Annotated in this window: 20 protein-coding genes; 14 read left to right on the top strand and 6 right to left on the bottom strand. The window is 60.7% G+C overall.

Annotation, left to right across the window (positions count from 1 at the left end; translation table 11 throughout):
• Window positions 1-84 precede the first annotated feature (84 nt).
• The 3 genes from rpmI to DSM110093_RS15755 all read left to right on the top strand — a co-directional run bounded on the left by rpmI (window position 85) and on the right by DSM110093_RS15755 (window position 2106).
• Complete coding sequence (rpmI, locus tag DSM110093_RS15765; RefSeq protein WP_007118125.1) at window positions 85-285, top strand: 50S ribosomal protein L35; 201 nt, start codon at window positions 85-87, stop codon at window positions 283-285.
• 15 nt (window positions 286-300) lie between these two features.
• Window positions 301-666, top strand: coding sequence for a 50S ribosomal protein L20 (gene rplT / locus DSM110093_RS15760; protein WP_007118124.1), 366 nt, complete (start codon window positions 301-303; stop codon window positions 664-666).
• Between the two features lie 243 nt (window positions 667-909).
• Entirely contained in the window at window positions 910-2106 is a 1197-nt protein-coding gene (locus DSM110093_RS15755; protein WP_243265954.1) for a Hint domain-containing protein, read from the top strand.
• Here the strand turns inward: DSM110093_RS15755 and DSM110093_RS15750 are convergent.
• Both DSM110093_RS15750 and DSM110093_RS15745 read right to left on the bottom strand, forming a co-directional pair.
• The gene (locus DSM110093_RS15750) at window positions 2095-2307 is read right to left on the bottom strand and encodes a hypothetical protein (protein ID WP_243265953.1); all 213 of its coding nucleotides are present in this window, start codon (window positions 2305-2307) and stop codon (window positions 2095-2097) included. The genes DSM110093_RS15755 and DSM110093_RS15750 overlap by 12 nt on opposite strands.
• 111 nt (window positions 2308-2418) lie before the next feature.
• Window positions 2419-3093 carry a type 1 glutamine amidotransferase domain-containing protein gene (locus DSM110093_RS15745; protein ID WP_243265952.1) on the bottom strand — a complete coding sequence of 225 codons (675 nt, stop codon included), beginning with the start codon at window positions 3091-3093 and terminating at the stop codon, window positions 2419-2421.
• 172 nt (window positions 3094-3265) lie between these two features.
• On the opposite strand from DSM110093_RS15745, the gene pheS reads away from it, so the two are divergent.
• From pheS to mscL, 6 genes are all read left to right on the top strand, one after another.
• The gene (gene pheS / locus DSM110093_RS15740; protein ID WP_067938059.1) at window positions 3266-4339 is read left to right on the top strand and encodes a phenylalanine--tRNA ligase subunit alpha; all 1074 of its coding nucleotides are present in this window, start codon (window positions 3266-3268) and stop codon (window positions 4337-4339) included.
• Complete coding sequence (locus tag DSM110093_RS15735) at window positions 4336-4875, top strand: hypothetical protein (protein WP_243265951.1); 540 nt, start codon at window positions 4336-4338, stop codon at window positions 4873-4875. Before pheS ends, DSM110093_RS15735 begins: the two co-directional genes overlap by 4 nt.
• The gene (pheT, locus tag DSM110093_RS15730) at window positions 4872-7268 is read left to right on the top strand and encodes a phenylalanine--tRNA ligase subunit beta (protein WP_243265950.1); all 2397 of its coding nucleotides are present in this window, start codon (window positions 4872-4874) and stop codon (window positions 7266-7268) included. The genes DSM110093_RS15735 and pheT overlap by 4 nt, the downstream gene beginning before the upstream one ends.
• Window positions 7269-7284: 16 nt before the next feature.
• Window positions 7285-7728 carry a YtoQ family protein gene (locus DSM110093_RS15725; RefSeq protein WP_093927359.1) on the top strand — a complete coding sequence of 148 codons (444 nt, stop codon included), beginning with the start codon at window positions 7285-7287 and terminating at the stop codon, window positions 7726-7728.
• A gap of 159 nt (window positions 7729-7887) precedes the next feature.
• On the top strand, window positions 7888-9027 hold the full coding sequence (locus tag DSM110093_RS15720; RefSeq protein ID WP_347568643.1) for a histidine kinase dimerization/phosphoacceptor domain -containing protein: 1140 nt from the start codon (window positions 7888-7890) through the stop codon (window positions 9025-9027).
• Window positions 9028-9153: 126 nt separating this feature from the next.
• Window positions 9154-9585: a large conductance mechanosensitive channel protein MscL gene (mscL, locus tag DSM110093_RS15715; protein ID WP_093927357.1), complete on the top strand. Its 432-nt coding sequence runs from the start codon at window positions 9154-9156 to the stop codon at window positions 9583-9585.
• Window positions 9586-9650: 65 nt separating this feature from the next.
• Here mscL and ald read toward each other — a convergent pair whose 3' ends face one another.
• On the bottom strand, window positions 9651-10769 hold the full coding sequence (gene ald / locus DSM110093_RS15710) for an alanine dehydrogenase (protein WP_243265948.1): 1119 nt from the start codon (window positions 10767-10769) through the stop codon (window positions 9651-9653).
• A 138-nt stretch (window positions 10770-10907) separates the two neighbouring features.
• Between ald and DSM110093_RS15705 the strand changes: the two genes are divergently transcribed.
• Window positions 10908-11366: an Lrp/AsnC family transcriptional regulator gene (locus DSM110093_RS15705; protein ID WP_243265947.1), complete on the top strand. Its 459-nt coding sequence runs from the start codon at window positions 10908-10910 to the stop codon at window positions 11364-11366.
• Window positions 11367-11694: 328 nt separating this feature from the next.
• Here DSM110093_RS15705 and rpsU read toward each other — a convergent pair whose 3' ends face one another.
• Window positions 11695-11901: a 30S ribosomal protein S21 gene (gene rpsU / locus DSM110093_RS15700; RefSeq protein ID WP_007118112.1), complete on the bottom strand. Its 207-nt coding sequence runs from the start codon at window positions 11899-11901 to the stop codon at window positions 11695-11697.
• 110 nt (window positions 11902-12011) lie between these two features.
• Here rpsU and DSM110093_RS15695 point away from each other — a divergent pair, with 110 nt between their 5' ends.
• The 4 genes from DSM110093_RS15695 (at window position 12012) to DSM110093_RS15680 (ending at window position 14700) form a co-directional block, all read left to right on the top strand.
• Window positions 12012-12704 carry a COQ9 family protein gene (locus DSM110093_RS15695; protein ID WP_243265946.1) on the top strand — a complete coding sequence of 231 codons (693 nt, stop codon included), beginning with the start codon at window positions 12012-12014 and terminating at the stop codon, window positions 12702-12704.
• 82 nt (window positions 12705-12786) lie between these two features.
• Window positions 12787-13521, top strand: a complete 735-nt coding sequence (locus tag DSM110093_RS15690) for an ABC transporter ATP-binding protein (RefSeq protein WP_243265945.1) — start codon at window positions 12787-12789, stop codon at window positions 13519-13521.
• Entirely contained in the window at window positions 13496-14092 is a 597-nt protein-coding gene (locus tag DSM110093_RS15685) for an energy-coupling factor transporter transmembrane component T (protein WP_243265944.1), read from the top strand. The genes DSM110093_RS15690 and DSM110093_RS15685 overlap by 26 nt, the downstream gene beginning before the upstream one ends.
• Window positions 14093-14154: 62 nt before the next feature.
• Window positions 14155-14700: a biotin transporter BioY gene (locus tag DSM110093_RS15680; RefSeq protein ID WP_093927351.1), complete on the top strand. Its 546-nt coding sequence runs from the start codon at window positions 14155-14157 to the stop codon at window positions 14698-14700.
• 33 nt (window positions 14701-14733) lie between these two features.
• On the opposite strand, the gene DSM110093_RS15675 is transcribed toward DSM110093_RS15680, so the two are convergent.
• Window positions 14734-15840, bottom strand: coding sequence for a thiolase family protein (locus DSM110093_RS15675; protein WP_243265943.1), 1107 nt, complete (start codon window positions 15838-15840; stop codon window positions 14734-14736).
• A complete protein-coding gene (locus tag DSM110093_RS15670; RefSeq protein ID WP_243265942.1) occupies window positions 15837-17066 on the bottom strand; it encodes an AMP-binding protein in 1230 nt (409 codons plus the stop codon). Before DSM110093_RS15670 ends, DSM110093_RS15675 begins: the two co-directional genes overlap by 4 nt.
• Window positions 17067-17140 lie beyond the last annotated feature (74 nt).

Here is a 17140-nt window from a genome sequence, read left to right as displayed (position 1 = left end):
ATACGGCGCATCTTAGCCTGCACGACCGGCCCAAAGTGGCATGCCGAGTCGTGTTTATACCGAACTCAAAAGACGGAGACGGAAATGCCCAAGATGAAGACGAAATCGAGCGCCAAAAAGCGCTTTAAGGTCTCGGCGACTGGTAAGGTCATCGGCAGCCAAGCTGGCAAACAGCACGGCATGATCAAACGGACCAACAAGTTCATCCGTAACGCACGCGGCACGACAACACTGTCCGAGCCCGATGCAAAGATCATCAAGGGCTTCATGCCCTACGCCCGCTGATATAGGAGTACCGAGATGTCCCGAGTAAAAGGTGGTACAGTCACCCACGCGCGTCACAAGAAGATCATCAAAGCCGCAAAAGGCTATTATGGTCGGCGCAAGAACGTCTTTAAGGTCGCCACACAGGCGGTCGACAAGGCCAACCAATATGCAACCCGTGACCGCAAGAACCGCAAGCGCAACTTCCGCGCTCTGTGGATCCAGCGGATCAACGCCGCCGTGCGTAGCCATGACGAAGCGCTGACATACAGCCGCTTCATCAACGGTCTGTCGCTGGCCGGTATCGAAGTGGACCGTAAGGTTCTGGCCGATCTGGCCGTGCATGAGCCCGAAGCCTTTGGCGCGATCGTCAAACAGGCGCAGGACGCACTGGCAGCCTAAGCTGACACGTTATGAATTTGCGAAAGCCCTGCCATTTGGCGGGGCTTTTTGCGTTTCGGCGGGCATGACGTTTTAGTTTGCGCCTTAATCTTGCCTTAATAATCCCTTGTTTTGGTCATTCCCTTTCCTCAGCCCTAAGCAATGATAGCTTATTGACAGACCGCGACTCAGTGCATCTGGGTGTAGGGTCCGGCTATTGATGCTGATCAGTCGATAGGTAATTTATAAAAGGTGGGGACGTTCATGCCCGCAATTACGATCAATAGACTAGATGAGGATCCCCATGAGTCGGTCCATGGGATACGCGACGATACCAGTTCGCGCGGCGTCGATCTTGAGGGGGCTAGGGTTACGCTTAGCTATGCAGATGGCACCAGTGAAACGCTGACGTGGTATGCGACAGACCCTTACACTAACGGCGCAGCCGTTGGTGACAATGCCGAGATGTCTTTCGGTTTTGATTGGCACCATCTTGATACCACCAAACCCCTGGCATCCATGCAGATTGACCTGCAGCCTGCCAGTTCCGTATTTGACACGACCACCGCGGCAGAAGACGCGCCAGACGGCGGCTCTACGCCCGGTTCTCTTGGTGGATTTCCCTTCCGGCTGGGCGAGGAATCTGAGGATTTAGCTGGCGATCTTGATGTAACCTATTCCGGTATCGTCAATCTGGCGGGCAGCCCGCCTGCGGGCGATCTGTTTACCACGATGACTGTAGATTTCTCGGACCTCCCCGAAGGCGGCCTGCTGGGAAGTCTGAAATGGAATTCCGATATTGATACGATGCAGGAGGAAGGCGATCTCGTTTCTACGGGTGTCGCCTGTTTCACGCGGGGTACATTGATCACAACCGATATGGGCGATCTTCCTGTTGAGGCGTTGACCCCGGGGATGCGCATTCTGACGCAAAGCGGCGGATATCAAAAGCTAGTCACCGCGCTGCGCCGCAGTGTCGATGCGTCCGAATTCGCAAAGAACCCCAAGCTTTACCCGATACGGATCGCTGCCGGAGCGTTGGGGGCCGGGCTGCCCAAACGTGATCTTATCGTCTCGCGCCAGCACCGTATGATGGTGCAATCTGGTATTGTGGAGCGGATGTGCGGTGTTTCGACTGTGCTGGTCGCTGCGATCCGGCTAACCGAATTGCCCGGTATATTTGTCGAAGAGAAGGTTGAGCAGGTAGAGTACTTTCATCTCATCTTTGAAAACCACGATGTCGTCTATGCAGAAGGCGCCCCGGCCGAGAGTTTCCTGCTGAATGCGGACACCATCAAAACCATTGGCACAGCGCAACGTGAAGAATTTGAAACCTTCTTCCCAGGACTGGTTGAAACCGCGACCTTCGGCGCGCACGCACATATGATCCCGCCCGGCGCAGTGCAAAGGAAACTTGTCCAACGACACAAAAAGAACGGGCGCAGTCTGTTATCTGTCTAGGGTATTCGGGTCATAAGGATTAAGGCTGGCGGGCGTCAGTTTGATGCCCTCCTGCGACGCTTTGTGGGATATCGCCTCTTCCGTGCGGCCCAGTTGCACCGCGATCACGCTGGTCGATGTACCTTCTGCCGCGAGGATGCGAAGCTGATCGAGATCTGGCTCGCTCCACGGTGCGCCGGTAGTGCGGTCATAGTCTGCCATATCGGAGGCTCCTTTCGGGAGTAAAACACGGCGCGTCCATCGGCGGTTCCCGTATAGGATAAAAGGGGGCACGCAATGCGCGCCCCCGGTGTCGTCACTTCTGTCTGGCGATCACTTCAACAGGGCCAGCATTTCTTTCGCCGCTTCTTCCGAAGAGGCGGGGTTCTGGCCGGTCACCAGCTTGCCGTCGACCAGCACGTAAGACGCCCAATCGTCGCCTTTGCTATACTCGCCGCCGTTCTTCTTCAGCATGTCTTCGACCAAGAAAGGCACCACGTCGGTCAGGCCCACGCCCTCTTCCTCGGTGTTGGTAAAGCCGGTGACGCGCTTGCCAGAGACCAGCGGCTTGCCGTCGGCTTGGGTGTCCTTGAACACCGCAGGCGCGTGGCAAACGGCGCCAACCGGGCGGTCGGAGGCCCAAAAGGTCTCGATCAGGCGCTTGCTGTCGGCGTCATTGGCCAGATCCCACAGCGGGCCGTGGCCGCCGGGGTAGAAGATCGCGTCGAAGCCATCCGCATCCACATCGCCCAGCACTTTGGTCGAAGCGAGCGCCTTTTGCGCAGCGTCGTCGTCTTTGAAACGGCGGGTCGCATCGGTCTGCGCGTCTTCGCTGTCGCTGTTGGGGTCAAGCGGCGGTTGGCCGCCCTTGGGCGAGGCGAGGGTCACATCCGCGCCCGCATCTTTGAAGACATAATAGGGCGCAGCGAATTCTTCGAGCCAGAAGCCGGTTTTGTTGCCGGTGTCGCCCAGTTCGTCATGCGATGTCAGAACCATCAGGATTTTCATGGTCTCTCCTTTCGGGGGAGTTTGGGCGCGCCGCTGCCATGAGGGCGCGCCGGAGGGATGCGGCCTAACGCATGGCAGAGGTGGTGGTTCCCCCAAGCTGCCGCAACCCCTACGGCTTGCATTCGAGGGGCGAGAGGGCTAGCAGGACGGGGTATTATTCCAAGGGCCTGTCATGGACGATCTGAAGCAAAAGTACCTGAGCCAAATCGCCGATGCTGGCGACGAATCCGCGCTGGAAGACATCCGGCTGGCCGCCGTGGGCAAAAAGGGCGAAGTGGCCCTGAAAATGCGCGAGCTGGGCAAGATGACCCCCGAAGAGCGGCAGGTCGCTGGCCCCGCGCTCAACGCGCTGAAGGATGAGATCAACTCGGCGCTTGCCGCCAAGAAGGCAGCACTTGGTGACGCCGCGTTGGATGAGCGTCTACGCAGCGAATGGCTCGACGTGACCCTGCCCACGCGGCACCAGCGTCAGGGCAGCATCCACCCGGTCAGCCAAGTCACCGAAGAACTGACCGCGATCTTTGCCGAGATGGGGTTTTCCGTCGCCGAAGGCCCGCGTATCGACACCGATTGGTACAACTTCGACGCGCTGAACATCCCCGGCCACCACCCCGCGCGGGCCGAGATGGACACGTTCTATATGGCCCGTGCCGAGGGCGACGAGCGCGCCCCCCACGTGCTGCGCACCCACACCTCGCCGGTGCAGATCCGCACCATGGAGGCCGAAGGCGCGCCCCTGCGCATCATCTGCCCCGGCGGCGTGTATCGCGCTGACTATGACCAGACCCACACGCCCATGTTCCATCAGGTCGAAGGTCTGGCGATTGACAAGGATATCTCGATGGCGAACCTCAAGTGGACGCTTGAGGAGTTTTTCGCCGCGTTTTTCGAGATCGACGGCATCAAGACCCGCTTCCGCGCCTCCCACTTCCCCTTCACCGAGCCTTCGGCCGAGGTCGACATCCAGTGTTCCTGGGTCGACGGCCAGCTGCGCATCGGCGAGGGCGACGGTTGGTTGGAAGTGTTGGGCTCCGGCATGGTGCACCCCAAGGTACTGCAGGCGGGCGGGATCGATCCGAACGAATGGCAGGGCTTTGCATTCGGCATGGGGATCGACCGGATCGCGATGCTGAAATACGGGATTCCGGATTTGCGGGCGTTCTTTGATTCAGACCTGCGCTGGCTGCGGCACTATGGGTTCGCGAGCTTGGATCAGCCGAATTTGCATGGTGGGTTGAGTAGGTGAGTGAGGCCGGTGAAGCTATTCAAATTCTCGATTGGGCAAGATTTGCTGCGACACTAGTTTCGCCCTTCATTGCACTCGGCGGTGGTATATGGCTGTTCTTCATTAAGGCTTCTCAACAACGTGCAGATGAGTTGCGTAGAGAACGTCTTGCTGTTTATCGGAAGTACCTCACTATTCTTCAAGAACATAAGAGCACCGACTATGACGATCCAGCTTCTGCTGGTTTGGCGCTAATGGAGAAATTATCACCTTTTCAAGATCAGGTGGCACTTATGGCGCCAGATAACGTTGCGGTTGCGTCACTGAAGCTTCTCAACTCGAACATAGGCGACCATTATTGGCAGAATGGGAAGCGCGTTCAATATATTCACAACCTCGGTCGAACGCCTACGCAGGAGGAGTACGATGCTTTTATGGCTATGAGCAATCCATTCAGAGAAGCGCGTAGAGAACTGCTAAAGGAAATGAGAAAAGACATTGTGCAAGGTACAGGCATCAACGGCAATCTCACCGATGTTGAGGAACTAAATAAATGAAATTCACCCTCTCCTGGCTCAAGGACCATCTCGACACCACGGCGTCGATTGATGAGATCACCTATGCCCTGACCGACCTCGGCCTCGAAGTCGAAGGCGTCGAAAACCCGGCGGCGAAGCTTGCCGATTTCACCCTCGGCTATGTGCAATCAGCCGAGAAACACCCCGATGCTGACCGGCTGAACGTCTGTCAGGTGGAAACCGACGAAGGCGTCATGCAGATCATCTGCGGCGCGCCGAATGCGCGGGCGGGGATCACCGTCGTCGTGGCCAAGCCGGGCGTCTATGTGCCGGGGATCGACACGACCATCGGCGTCGGCAAAATTCGTGGCGTTGAAAGCTTCGGCATGATGGCCTCCGAGCGCGAGATGGAGCTGAGCGAGGAGCATGACGGCATCATCGAACTGCCCTCGGGCAAGCCCGGCGACCGTTTCATCGACTGGCTGGCCGAGAACGATCCCGCCAAGGTCGACCCGGTGATCGAGATCGCCATCACCCCGAACCGCCCCGACGCGCTCGGCGTGCGCGGCATTGCGCGTGACCTCGCGGCGCGGGGCTTGGGCAAGCTGAAGCCGCGTGACTGCAATGCGTTGGCGGGCAGCTTTGCCGCGCCGATCAGTGTCAGCATCGACGACGACACGCTCGACGGTTGCCCGGTGTTCTATGGCCGCGTGATCAAGGGCGTGAAGAACGGCCCCAGCCCCGCGTGGTTGCAAGATTGCCTGCGCGCGATTGGGCTGCGTCCGATCTCTTTCCTTGTCGACGTGACCAACTTCTTCACCTTCGACCGCAACCGTCCGCTGCACGTCTTTGACGCGGATAAGGTCAAAGGCAACCTGCGCGTGCACCGCGCCAAGGGCGGCGAAGAGATCGTGGCGCTGGACGAAAAGACCTATACCCTGCAAGCGGGCCAGATGGTCATCTCCGATGACAGCGGCGTGGAAAGCATTGCGGGTATCATGGGCGGCGAGGCGACAGGCGTGACCGAAGACACGGTCAACGTCTTTGTGGAAAGCGCCTATTGGGACCCGGTGCAGATCGCCTATGCGGGCCGTGCGCTCAAGATCAACTCCGACGCGCGTTATCGTTTCGAGCGTGGTGTAGATCCGGCATGGACGCCTTATGGCATCGAACACGCAACGCGGATGATCTTGGATCACGCGGGTGGAGAGGCGTCTGAGGTTGTGGTCGCGGGGCAGGTGCCTGACACCGGCCGCGCCTACAAGCTGGATGCGGCCAAGGTGCAATCTCTGGTCGGCATGACGATCCCCGAAAGCGATCAGCGTCAGACGCTGACGGCGCTCGGCTTCCAACTCGACGGTGACATGGCGCAGGTGCCAAGCTGGCGTCCTGATGTGCAGGGCGAGGCCGATCTGGTGGAAGAGGTCGCGCGGATTGCGTCGCTCACCAAGCTCGAAGGCAAACCTTTGCCGCGCCTGACAACAGGCGTGCCGCGCCCCGTACTCTCGCCCATGCAGCGCCGCGTCGTGACGGCCCGGCGCACGGCGGCGGCGCTCGGCTACAACGAATGTGTGTCTTACAGCTTCATCGACCAAGCCTCTGCCGCGCTGTTCGGCGGCGGCACGGATGAGACACGGCTGGAAAACCCGATTTCGTCGGACATGAGCCACATGCGCCCCGATCTGCTGCCCGGTCTGTTGCAGGCCGCGGCGCGCAATCAGGCGCGCGGCTTTGCCGACATGGCGCTCTTTGAGGTCGGCCCTGCCTTTTCCGGTGGTGAGCCGGGCGAAGAGCAGATGATGGTCAGCGGCCTGCTGGTGGGCCGCACCGGTCCGCGTGACGTGCATGGCGCGGCGCGGGCGGTGGATGTCTATGATGTCAAAGCCGACGCCGAGGCCGTGCTGGCCGCCATCGGTGCCCCCGCCAAGGTGCAGATCCTGCGAGGGGCTGACGAATGGTGGCATCCGGGCCGTCACGGCAAGGTCTGCCTTGGCCCGAAAAAGGAGCTCGGCATCTTTGGCGAAGTGCACCCTCGCGTGCTCGCCGCGATGGACGTCAAAGGCCCTGCGATGGCCTTCACTATCTATCCCGCCGAAGTGCCGCTGCCGCGCAAATCCGGTGCCACGCGCCCGGCGTTGCAGATCAGTGATCTTCAGGCGGTCGAGCGTGACTTTGCCTTTGTCGTCGATGCGGATGTCGAGGCGCTGACGCTGGTTAACGCTGCCAAAGGGGCCGACAAAAACCTGATCGAAGACGTGCGTGTCTTTGATGAGTTCATCGGCGGCAGCCTTGGTGAAGGCAAGAAATCCCTCGCCATTACCGTGCGTTTGCAGCCGAGTGACAAGACGCTCAAAGATGCCGATATCGAAGCGGTTGGTGCTAAGGTCGTTGAAAAAGTGACTAAAGCCACAGGTGGCGTGCTGCGCGGCTGAACGAAAGGATGGAACGATGAAAGTCTACCTCTCTGGTGAAATCCATACCGACTGGCGCGAACAGATCATTACGGGGGCCCAAGGGCTCGACGTGACTTTCGCGGCGCCCATCACCGACCACGCCGCCAGCGACGATTGCGGCGTGGCGATCCTTGGCGCTGAGGAGGACAAGTTTTGGCACGACCGCAAAGGCGCGCAGATCAACGCGATCCGCACGCGCAAGGCGATTGCCGAGGCGGATGTGGTCGTGGTGCGCTTTGGCGATCAGTACAAACAGTGGAACGCGGCCTTTGATGCGGGCTATGCCGCTGCCTTGGGCAAGTCACTGATCATTCTACACAGCGCAGATCATGCGCATGCGCTTAAAGAGGTCGATGCAGCAGCTCTTGCCGTGGCCAGTGAGCCTGCGCAGGTTGTTGCGATCCTGCGCTATGTGTTGACCGGTGCGCTGGCTGGGTGACGCCGCAGCAGGCTAGTCGCTTTGAAAATTAACGTTTATCAAGGCTAAATGACCGAATCGATCCGGTCTAACTGCTGGACGGCGGTGGTTTCTGGGCTAAACCTTCAGGTGCTGCGGGTTTGTTGGCCCTGATGTACCCCAACCGGCAGGCGATATCCGATCCGCGCCGCGGCTGCGCGGCGGGTCAAGACTGGAAGGAGAAGGCCCATTTTAGCTGACACGCCCTCGGAGCAGGACGAACGTCTAGAGACGCTGCATTCCTACAATGTCCTTGATACCGAAGCTGAAGCTGATTTTGACGATATCGTCGACCTTGCATCGAAGATCTGCGAAACGCCTGTCTCTCTCATCAGTTTGGTGGATGAAAAGCGGCAATGGTTCAAAGCGCGCGTCGGGTTTGAACCGCAAGAGACGACGCTGGATCAATCGGTTTGCTCTCATGCCATTCTCGATGGCGACTTTACCGAGATTCCGGACATGGGGGCCGATCCGCGAACGGTGGATAATCCCCTCTATGTCGGTGACCCACGGGTAAAGTTCTATGCAGGGGCCAAGCTGGTCGCGCCGAACGGCCAGCCGATTGGTACGCTTTGTGTGCTGGATACCAAGCCCCGTACCCTGACAGATTTTCAACGCCAGGCGCTGCAAACCCTGTCGCGTCACGTGATGATGCAACTTGAGTTGCGCAAGAAGATCCGCATCGAAGAAGCCCTGCGTGCCGAGATGGATCACCGGGTGAAAAACTCGTTCCAGACCATCGCTTCGCTGCTGCGGATGGCGACGCGCAAGGTGCAAGACCCTGACGCCAAGGATGTGCTTGCCCTTGTTGAACGCCGGTTTGGCGCGGTGGCGTCGCTGCATAGCGAACTGATGGGGCAGGGCGGCAAGAGCAAGGTGCAGGCCGCCTCTTACCTTGAGCAGTTGAGCAAGCTGCTCGCCGCTGGCGCGCCGGGTCATGTAACCATCTTCTGCGAGGCCGATCCGGGCGAGTTGCAAGCGGCGCAGGCTTCGGCGGTTGGGATGATTGTCAGCGAATTTGTGGCCAACTCGATCAAACACGCATTTCCCGAAGACCGGGCAGGAGAGATCAAGATCTCTCTGCGCAGGCAGGTTGAGACGGATGGCTGGCTGTTAGAGTGTCGCGACAATGGCCGTGGGCATGGCGGTACGGTCGCAGGGGCCGACAGCACCGGGCTGGGACGGATGCTGATGTCTACGGCGACAGAGCAGCTTAATGGGCGGCTCACGACCGATTTCGGCGCTGACGGGGCGCTGATGCGCGTTTGTTTTCGCGCTTAACACCGCAGAAAGCGGCAATTTTGCCGCTTCACGCTTAAATCAACGATTGACCGCCTTCTTTGTCAGCCCGCACTATTGGTCTATGGCGGCGGGACAGTCGGCTGGCTTAGAACAGGGACAGACACAATGATTCAAGAATTCAAAGACTTCATCGCCAAGGGCAATGTCATGGACATGGCTGTTGGTATCATCGTGGGTGCGGCCTTTACGGCGATTGTGTCATCCATGGTGGCTGATTTGATTAACCCGATCATCGGGCTTTTCACCGGCGGGGTGGATTTCACCAATAACTATGCTGTGCTGTCGGGGGATGTACCCGCCAATGCATCGCTAGAGCAGGCGCGCGAAGCTGGGGCGTCGGTCTTTGCCTATGGCTCGTTCTTGATGGCCGTGATCAACTTTTTGATTATCGCCTTTGTCGTCTTCATGTTGGTGAAGATTGTGAACCGCGTGAAAGCTGCAGCGGAAAAGCCTGACGAAGTGGCACCTGAGGTCAAAACAGGGCCGTCGCAGCTTGATGTTTTGCTGGAAATTCGGGATTCATTGAAGACCCGCTAAGCGGTGTCTGCGGAATGAAAAGGCCCGCCAGATTGGCGGGCCTTTTTGTGTATATGGGGTAGGGTTTAGCCTGCGATGGCTTGATCGGCGGTGATGCTGTCGATCCCAAGCGCTTCGCTAACAGCGGCATAGGTCAGCTTGCCCGCGTGAACGTTAAGACCTGCCTTGAGGTGCGGATCATCTGCGCAGGCTTGCTTCCAACCTTTGTCTGCCAGTGCCAGCATGAAGGGCATGGTGGCATTGCCAAGCGCGATGGTCGAGGTGCGCGCCACGGCGCCCGGCATGTTGGCCACGCAGTAGTGCATGATGCCGTCGACCTCATAAACCGGGTCTTGGTGGGTGGTCGCCTTGGATGTCTCAAAACAGCCGCCTTGGTCAATGGCCACGTCGACCAGCGCCGCGCCGGGTTTGAGTTCGGACAGTTGCGCGCGGCTGATCAGTTTGGGGGCCGCCGCGCCGGGGATCAGCACTGCGCCGATGATCATATCGGCCTCACGCGCCAGTTCGATGGTGTTGCCCGCGCTGGCATAGGCGGTCTTGAAGGTGCCGCCATAGATATCATCGAGGTAGCGCATCCGGGGGAGCGAGCGGTCAAGCACGGTCACATCCGCGCCCATGCCTGCGGCGATGCGTGCCGCATGGGTGCCGACGACGCCGCCGCCGATGACCATAACCTTGGCGGGGCCAACACCGGGCACGCCGCCCATCAACACGCCGCGTCCGCCATTGGCCTTTTGCAGCGTCCAAGCGCCGACTTGCGGGGCCAGACGACCTGCAACTTCGGACATGGGGGCCAGAAGGGGCAGCCCGCCGTTGCGGTCGGTCACCGTCTCATAAGCAATCGCGGTACAGCCCGAGGCCAGCAGATCGTGGGTCTGATCCGGGTCGGGGGCAAGGTGCAGATAGGTAAAGAGCAATTGCCCTTCGCGCAGCATCTTGCGTTCGCCCGCCTGTGGCTCCTTCACCTTGACGATCATGTCGGCGCTGGCAAAGATTTCCTCGGCCGTGTCGATGATGGTTGCGCCTGCGGCGGTGTAATCCGCATCTTCGAATCCTGCGCCGACTCCGGCCCCGGCCTGCACGATAACCTCATGCCCGTGGGCGATGGCTTCTTGTGCGGCATTGGGCGTCAGGCCGACGCGGAATTCCTGCGGTTTGATTTCTGTGGGGCATCCGATTTTCATGGGGTTCACTCCTCCTCCGTAGTGGAACAGAACTATCATATCTGCCGTGCATATCGTTGCGAATTTGGGGTCGCCAAGCTGGGCGGTAATCGAATATCATTGCGTAGGAAAGAAATTCGACGCGAAAGTATTGCGCATATGGCCTTGGATGAGATTGATCGACGTGTTCTGCGCGCTTTGCAGCGTAATGGGCGGATGTCCAACGCCGAATTGTCAGAGGTGGTGCATTTGTCGCCATCGGCCTGCCACCGCCGGGTGCAGCGGTTGGAGAAGGAAGGCTATATTCGCGATTACGTAGCGCTGCTGGACCCGCGCAAGCTGAATATGCCGACCACAGTCTTTGTCGAGATCACCCTGCAGGCGCAGGCCGAAGAGGTGTTAGAGGCCTTTGAGAAGTCTGTGTCGCGCATTCCCGATGTGTTGGAATGTCATCTGATGGCGGGGACGGCGGACTATCTGCTTAAGATCGTGGCGGAGAATACCGAGGATTTCGCGCGGATCCATCGCCAGCATTTGGCGCGGTTGCCGGGGGTTGCGCAGATGCAGTCGAGTTTCGCGTTGCGGACAGTATGCAAGACGACGGCGCTGCCGGTGTAGCTGGAAGGTACATCGGTCGACCGTTGCACATCGGCCCGGAAACAAGGGCGTATGCCCGCCGGGCAGCGCCAGACCGACCGTCACGCCAGAGGCGTGCCATCATTCAAATGCGCACCTCTGGTGCGACGGGCAGGTGCTTTTGCTAGGTAGTGCCGTCCCGCGATCTCAGGGCGATTACTGTTGCCATAAATTGCCCAAATGCTGAAGTTTCGGGCACCATCCCGGCGGTCTGGCGCTGCCCGGCTCTGTAACCAGTACCCCACAAAACAAAACCCCCGCTGCCATCGGCACCGGGGGTTCTATATCTGTTGCGTGTCGCGGGAATGATTTACATCATACCTTCGCGTTGCGCTTTTTTCCGTGCCAGTTTACGGGCACGACGGATCGCTTCAGCTTTCTCGCGCGCTTTTTTCTCGGACGGTTTCTCGAAATGTTGCTTGAGCTTCATTTCACGGAAAACGCCTTCGCGCTGTAGCTTTTTCTTCAGAGCCCGAAGGGCCTGATCGACGTTGTTGTCGCGAACACTAACCTGCATGTGGTTGTCACCACCTTTCTAGGATAAAGTTGCAAGGAATTGCAGGAAATGGGCCTATAACAGCCTATATCTCCTTTGTCCACCCCATCACGCCCCGATAGGAGCCCGCCATGACCCCGCCCAAGGCCGACCCAAAGGACCAACTGCTTGATGCCGCAGTGATGCATGTGCCGTTTGACGGCTGGTCGCCTGCGACCTTCAATGCCGCGATCAAGGACGCCGGGATCGACCCCGCGTTGGCGCGCGCGGTCTGCCCGCGCGGCTCTGTCGATTTGGCGGTGGCCTATCACCGGCGCGGTGATGCCAAGATGTTGGAAGGGCTGGCCGAGGCCGATCTGTCAGACCTTCGCTTTCGAGATCGTATCGCCAAGGCACTTCGTCTGCGGCTAGAGGCGGGCGACCGCGAGGTGATCCGCCGGGGCAGCACGCTGTTTGCCCTGCCGCACCACGCGCCCGAAGGGGCTGGGCTGATTTGGGAAACCTGCGATAATATCTGGACCGCGCTTGGCGATACCTCGGACGATGTAAATTGGTACAGCAAACGGGCCACACTGTCGGGGGTCTATTCTGCCACGCTGCTCTACTGGCTTGGCGATAGCAGCGAGGGGCATCAGGCGACGTGGTCTTTCCTTGATCGCCGAATTGATGATGTGATGCAGATCGAAAAACTCAAGGCGCAGGTGCGCGAAAGCCCGACGCTAAGCCGCTTGATGGCCGGGCCGAACTGGTTGCTGAGCCATATCAAAGCGCCGCGCGGGCAGCGTGCCGCGGATCTGCCGGGCCGTTGGACTCCGCCAAGCTGAGGTAAGGTTCGGACCGACAGCGGGCTTCCCCGCCCGCGCACCAGATGGTAGGGCAGGGCACCCGGTTTCACACAGGCCCCCGATGACCAGCCCGACACTTCCGCTCATCGCCATTGACGATATTAGCTACACCCCCGGCGGGGTGCCGGTGTTGCGCGGCGTAAGCCTGCAATCAGATGCGGCGCGGATAGGTATTGTCGGGCGCAACGGCTCCGGCAAGACTTCTTTTGCGCGGGTGCTGTCAGGGCTGGTGGCGGCAGATCAGGGGCAGGTGCGGATCAGCGGGATCGACGTGGCCCACGACCGCCGCCGGGCGATTGGCGCTGTCGGCATTCTATTTCAAAACCCCGACCATCAGATCATCTTTCCCACCGTGGAAGAAGAAATTGCTTTCGGTCTGCTTCAGATGGGCCAGACCAAGGCGCAGGCTGCGCGGGGCGCGGCCGCGATCCTTGGGCAGTTCAACAAACGGCATTGGGCGCAGGCGTCGATCCATCAGCTATCGCAGGGGCAGCGGCAGTTAGTCTGTCTCATGGCGGTTCTGGCGATGCAACCACGGGTGCTGGTGTTGGACGAACCCTTTGCCGGGCTCGATATCCCCACGCGGCTGCATCTTGAGCGGGTCTTGGCAGGGCTGGACCTGACGCTGGTGCATATCACCCACGATCCAGCGGCGGTGGCGGGATACGAGCACATTCTTTGGCTGGAGGGCGGTGAAGTAGCCCAGCAGGGCAGCGCGCGCCCGGTGCTGCGCGCTTTTGAGACGCGCATGAAGGAACTGGGGGCGAGCGATGATCTCTCTGACCTCGCCGGTTGAAACCAGCGCCCATGGCTGGCCTGCGGGGGGCAAACTGGGCGCGCTCTGCCTCGCGACGCTGGTGCTTTTTGCGGTAGAGGAACCGGTCTGGCAGATTGGGTTCTGCGCCGGGATGCTGCTGCTCTATGCTTTGCCGGGCCGGGCGTTTCTGCGGGTCGGGCTGGGGCGATTGCGGCTGCTTTGGCCCTTTGTTGCGCTGATTCTGCTGTGGCATGTGCTGACCCGTGATGCTGTGGCGGGCCTTGTTATCGTCTTGCGCATGATCACCGCCGTGGGGCTGGCGAACCTTGTCACCATGACCACGAAACTCAGCGATATGATGGCGGTGGTGCGCTGGCTGGCCACACCGCTGCGGCGCTTTGGGCTGCGCACCCGCAGTCTTGAGTTGGCCGTGGCGCTGGTGGTGCGCTTTACCCCGGTGTTGGCCGCCAAGGGACAGATGCTGTCTTTGGCGTGGCGGGCACGGTCGCGCAAGCGACCGGGGTGGCGGATTATTATGCCGTTTACCGTTTTGGCCATCGACGACGCCGAACATGTGGCCGAAGCGCTGCGCGCGCGCGGCGGGCTCTGAATGCTTGACCGAGGCAGGGTGCTGGCCTAGGCAATGGAAACTTTAATCCGAGGACCCTCACAATGGAACGCAATCTGACCATGATCGCCCTCTTCGCCGCGCTGATTGCGGCACTGGGCTTGATTCCGAAATTCACGCTTGGCTTCGGCGTGCCGATCACAGCGCAGTCGCTGGGCGTCATGCTTTGTGGCACGGTGCTGGGCGCATGGCGCGGTGGTCTTGCAGCGTTGCTGTTTGTGGCGCTGGTTGCTCTTGGTCTACCGCTTCTGGCTGGGGGCCGTGGCGGTCTGGGCGTCTTTGCGTCGCCAACCGTGGGCTTCCTCGTTGGTTTCCCGATCGGTGCTTTCGTAACAGGCTTTATCATGGACCAGTGGCGCAGTGCGCCGGTGGGTCTGGCCGCCGGGGTTTCCGCTGTCTTGGGTGGTATCCTTGTGGTCTATGCCTTTGGCATCTTCGGCATGATGATGACGCTGAACAAAACCCTGCCTGAGGCGACCTTGCTGGTCCAAGCCTTTATCCCCGGTGACCTTATCAAGGCCGTGCTGGCGGGTTTCATCACCTCTGGTCTGGCCAAGGCGCGCCCTGCAAGTCTGCTGTCGCGCAGCTAACACAATCGGCCCGTTCACATCGGGGACGGGCCGCTACAGCCGCATCAATGCGGCACAGCCGATCCCCCCAGCCGCAGCAATCGCCGCCAGCCCTGTGCCTGCGCCGCGCGCCACCAACTCATGCCAGAGCCGCACCGCATTGATCGCCCCCGAAGCGCCAATGGGATGCCCGCGCGCCAGCGCCCCCCCGCCGAGGTTTGTAATCCCCGGCGCAATCCCTGCGCCAGTCACACAAGCGATGGCCTGCACGGCGTAGGCCTCCATGATTTCGGTCACATCAAGACTACCCGCAGATAGCCCGCTTTGCCGAAGCACATCATCAATCGCCATTAGCGGTGCCAACCCCGGCTCTTCGGGCGTGCCGCCTTTTGTAGCCGTGGCAAGAAGTTCGACCTTTGGTGCGGTGATGTCTCTCGCCACACGCTCTGACACCACGATGCAAAAGGCCGCCGCGTCGGCAGCAACGGCGGCATTGGCGGCGGTGATGTCCCCAGTCAGCACTCTGGCGCGGCGGCAGAGCGCGGGGGTAAGGCGGCGGGTGAATGTATCGTTTTCGGTCCCCGCCAGCGGCACCAGCTCTGTTTCCGCTGGCAAATGCGCGCGGGCTTTTGCATGGCTCTCGACCGCCCAATCATCCTGCGCTTGGCGGGCGATGCCTTGTGACAAGCCAAGTTCTGCGGCGGCATGCGCCATTTCGGGGTCGCGTTCTGGCCACGGGGTAAAGGGCGCTTGAATGTAGGCTTCGGGCGGGCGGCCATCGGGGAATGTACGATAGCGCAGTGGCTGGCGGGAATAGCTCTCAGCACCTCCCGCGACGACCACCTCTGCGGCACCGCTCAGGATCATTTGTCGTGCCAGCGCCAGCGCATCCAGCCCGCCCGCGCATTGTCGGTCAATGCTAAGGCCCGCCACATGCTGTGGCAGTCCCGCTGCCAGCGCAATGCTGCGCGCAGGGTTACCACCGGGGCCAATGGCGGTGCTGCAGATCACCTCATCAATCTGTTCAAGCGTCAGCCCGGCGCGAGACAGTGCAGCGCGAAGCACTGGGGCGGCGAGGTCGGGCAGGGATAGATGCGACAGCGCCCCGTCGCGCGGTGCGACCGGACTGCGGCAGGCGGCAACGATGTAGGCGCAGGTCATGATTGTGTCTCCAGCCAAGTTGAGAGGGCGCACAGGTCAGGCTTGCCGGAGGGGAGCAGCGGTAGGTCGGGGCGAAAATAAACGCGCCGGGGGCTGGCCAAAGGGCCGAGTTCCGCGCGGCAGGTCTCAATGATCTTTTCGGCCTGTGCGCGGATTTCTGGGCCTTCGACCACCGCCACCAGTTGTTGGCCGCGCAGTGGGTCAGCGCGCGGCAGAACGGCGCAGGCCGTGCCCTCCCGCGCGGCGATCATTGCCTCGACCGCTTCGGGGAAGACAAGCTGATCTGCGATCTGCACCATGCGCTGCCGCCGCCCCTTGATCCAAAGCTGTCCGTTGGCGTCAAGTTCGCCCATTTCGCCCACGGTTACGAAGCCATCGTGCCAGCGGGTGTCGGGGCTGTCGCCCAATGCATAACCGTCGAACAGATAGGGGCTGCGCACCCAGATTTCGCCTACACCAAATGTGGGGCGGCCTTTCTCATCCAGCAGGCGCAGTTCTACACCGGGGTAGGGCTGGCCGACTGATCCTTCGGGGGTGCCGGCATCTGCAAGAGTGATAAAGCTCGTCTCGGCAGCGCCATAGAAAACATGCAGCGCCGCGTTGGGGCAGAGGGTCTCTACCGCAGCCCTAGTTGCCGCGTCCAGCGCACCGCCCCCGCAAAGCACCAGCCGAAGCGAAGGTAGCGGCGCGGCGGCCCCGCGTGCGAGCAGGCGCAGTTGGGTCGGTGTGGCGTAGATAAGGGTCGCGCCGACCTTCGAGATGCGCGCCGCCTGAGCCCGAGGGGAGTGCTGAGCCAAGACATGGGTATCAAGCCCCAAATGCAGCGCTTCCAAAACGGCATAAAGCGAGAGCGAATGACTGAGCTGACCCAGCACCGCGACACTGTCGGTGCTGCGCAGGGCGAAACGATCTGCATTGACCGCGAAGCTGGCGGTCCACGATCTCTGACTGCGCCGGACTGCTTTGGGCAGGCCAGACGCCCCGCCAGTTAGGGTCAGGAAAGCACCGGGCGGGCAGGTGAGGCTTTCTGGCAAGGGACGGTCACTCAGGCAGAAGGGTGCGCGTTGGGTGATGGCGGCGCCAAGGGCCGCGAGAGCGTCGACGGTCGGCGTTGCGGGCAGGGGGCGGAAGGTGTCGCTGTTGCCCAGAGGCGGGCGGAGCAGTTCCTGAACCCCGGCGAAGAGCCGCGCGCCTTCGGCCCAAGCAAATCTATTCTCTACAGCCATCTGAGCCTCCCTCCGGTTCTGGGGTGGAAATTCCGGGTGCATGCCCCCGGGGCGCCCGTTAGGCTGCGGCAAAA

This window comes from Sulfitobacter sp. DSM 110093 (genome assembly GCF_022788715.1).
Taxonomy (GTDB): Bacteria; Pseudomonadota; Alphaproteobacteria; order Rhodobacterales; family Rhodobacteraceae; genus Sulfitobacter.
This window is presented reverse-complemented; position numbering and strand designations above follow the sequence as displayed.

Coding starts and splice junctions, on each gene's coding strand:
- DSM110093_RS15690 (WP_243265945.1), top strand. CDS start 12,787: ATGACCAGCCCGACACTTCCGCTCATCGCCATTGACGATATTAGCTAC.
- rpsU (WP_007118112.1), bottom strand. CDS start 11,901: ATGCAGGTTAGTGTTCGCGACAACAACGTCGATCAGGCCCTTCGGGCT.
- DSM110093_RS15680 (WP_093927351.1), top strand. CDS start 14,155: ATGGAACGCAATCTGACCATGATCGCCCTCTTCGCCGCGCTGATTGCG.
- pheT (WP_243265950.1), top strand. CDS start 4,872: ATGAAATTCACCCTCTCCTGGCTCAAGGACCATCTCGACACCACGGCG.
- DSM110093_RS15675 (WP_243265943.1), bottom strand. CDS start 15,840: ATGACCTGCGCCTACATCGTTGCCGCCTGCCGCAGTCCGGTCGCACCG.
- DSM110093_RS15695 (WP_243265946.1), top strand. CDS start 12,012: ATGACCCCGCCCAAGGCCGACCCAAAGGACCAACTGCTTGATGCCGCA.
- DSM110093_RS15705 (WP_243265947.1), top strand. CDS start 10,908: ATGGCCTTGGATGAGATTGATCGACGTGTTCTGCGCGCTTTGCAGCGT.
- ald (WP_243265948.1), bottom strand. CDS start 10,769: ATGAAAATCGGATGCCCCACAGAAATCAAACCGCAGGAATTCCGCGTC.
- mscL (WP_093927357.1), top strand. CDS start 9,154: ATGATTCAAGAATTCAAAGACTTCATCGCCAAGGGCAATGTCATGGAC.
- DSM110093_RS15745 (WP_243265952.1), bottom strand. CDS start 3,093: ATGAAAATCCTGATGGTTCTGACATCGCATGACGAACTGGGCGACACC.
- DSM110093_RS15725 (WP_093927359.1), top strand. CDS start 7,285: ATGAAAGTCTACCTCTCTGGTGAAATCCATACCGACTGGCGCGAACAG.
- DSM110093_RS15750 (WP_243265953.1), bottom strand. CDS start 2,307: ATGGCAGACTATGACCGCACTACCGGCGCACCGTGGAGCGAGCCAGAT.
- rplT (WP_007118124.1), top strand. CDS start 301: ATGTCCCGAGTAAAAGGTGGTACAGTCACCCACGCGCGTCACAAGAAG.
- rpmI (WP_007118125.1), top strand. CDS start 85: ATGCCCAAGATGAAGACGAAATCGAGCGCCAAAAAGCGCTTTAAGGTC.
- DSM110093_RS15670 (WP_243265942.1), bottom strand. CDS start 17,066: ATGGCTGTAGAGAATAGATTTGCTTGGGCCGAAGGCGCGCGGCTCTTC.
- pheS (WP_067938059.1), top strand. CDS start 3,266: ATGGACGATCTGAAGCAAAAGTACCTGAGCCAAATCGCCGATGCTGGC.
- DSM110093_RS15755 (WP_243265954.1), top strand. CDS start 910: ATGCCCGCAATTACGATCAATAGACTAGATGAGGATCCCCATGAGTCG.
- DSM110093_RS15685 (WP_243265944.1), top strand. CDS start 13,496: ATGATCTCTCTGACCTCGCCGGTTGAAACCAGCGCCCATGGCTGGCCT.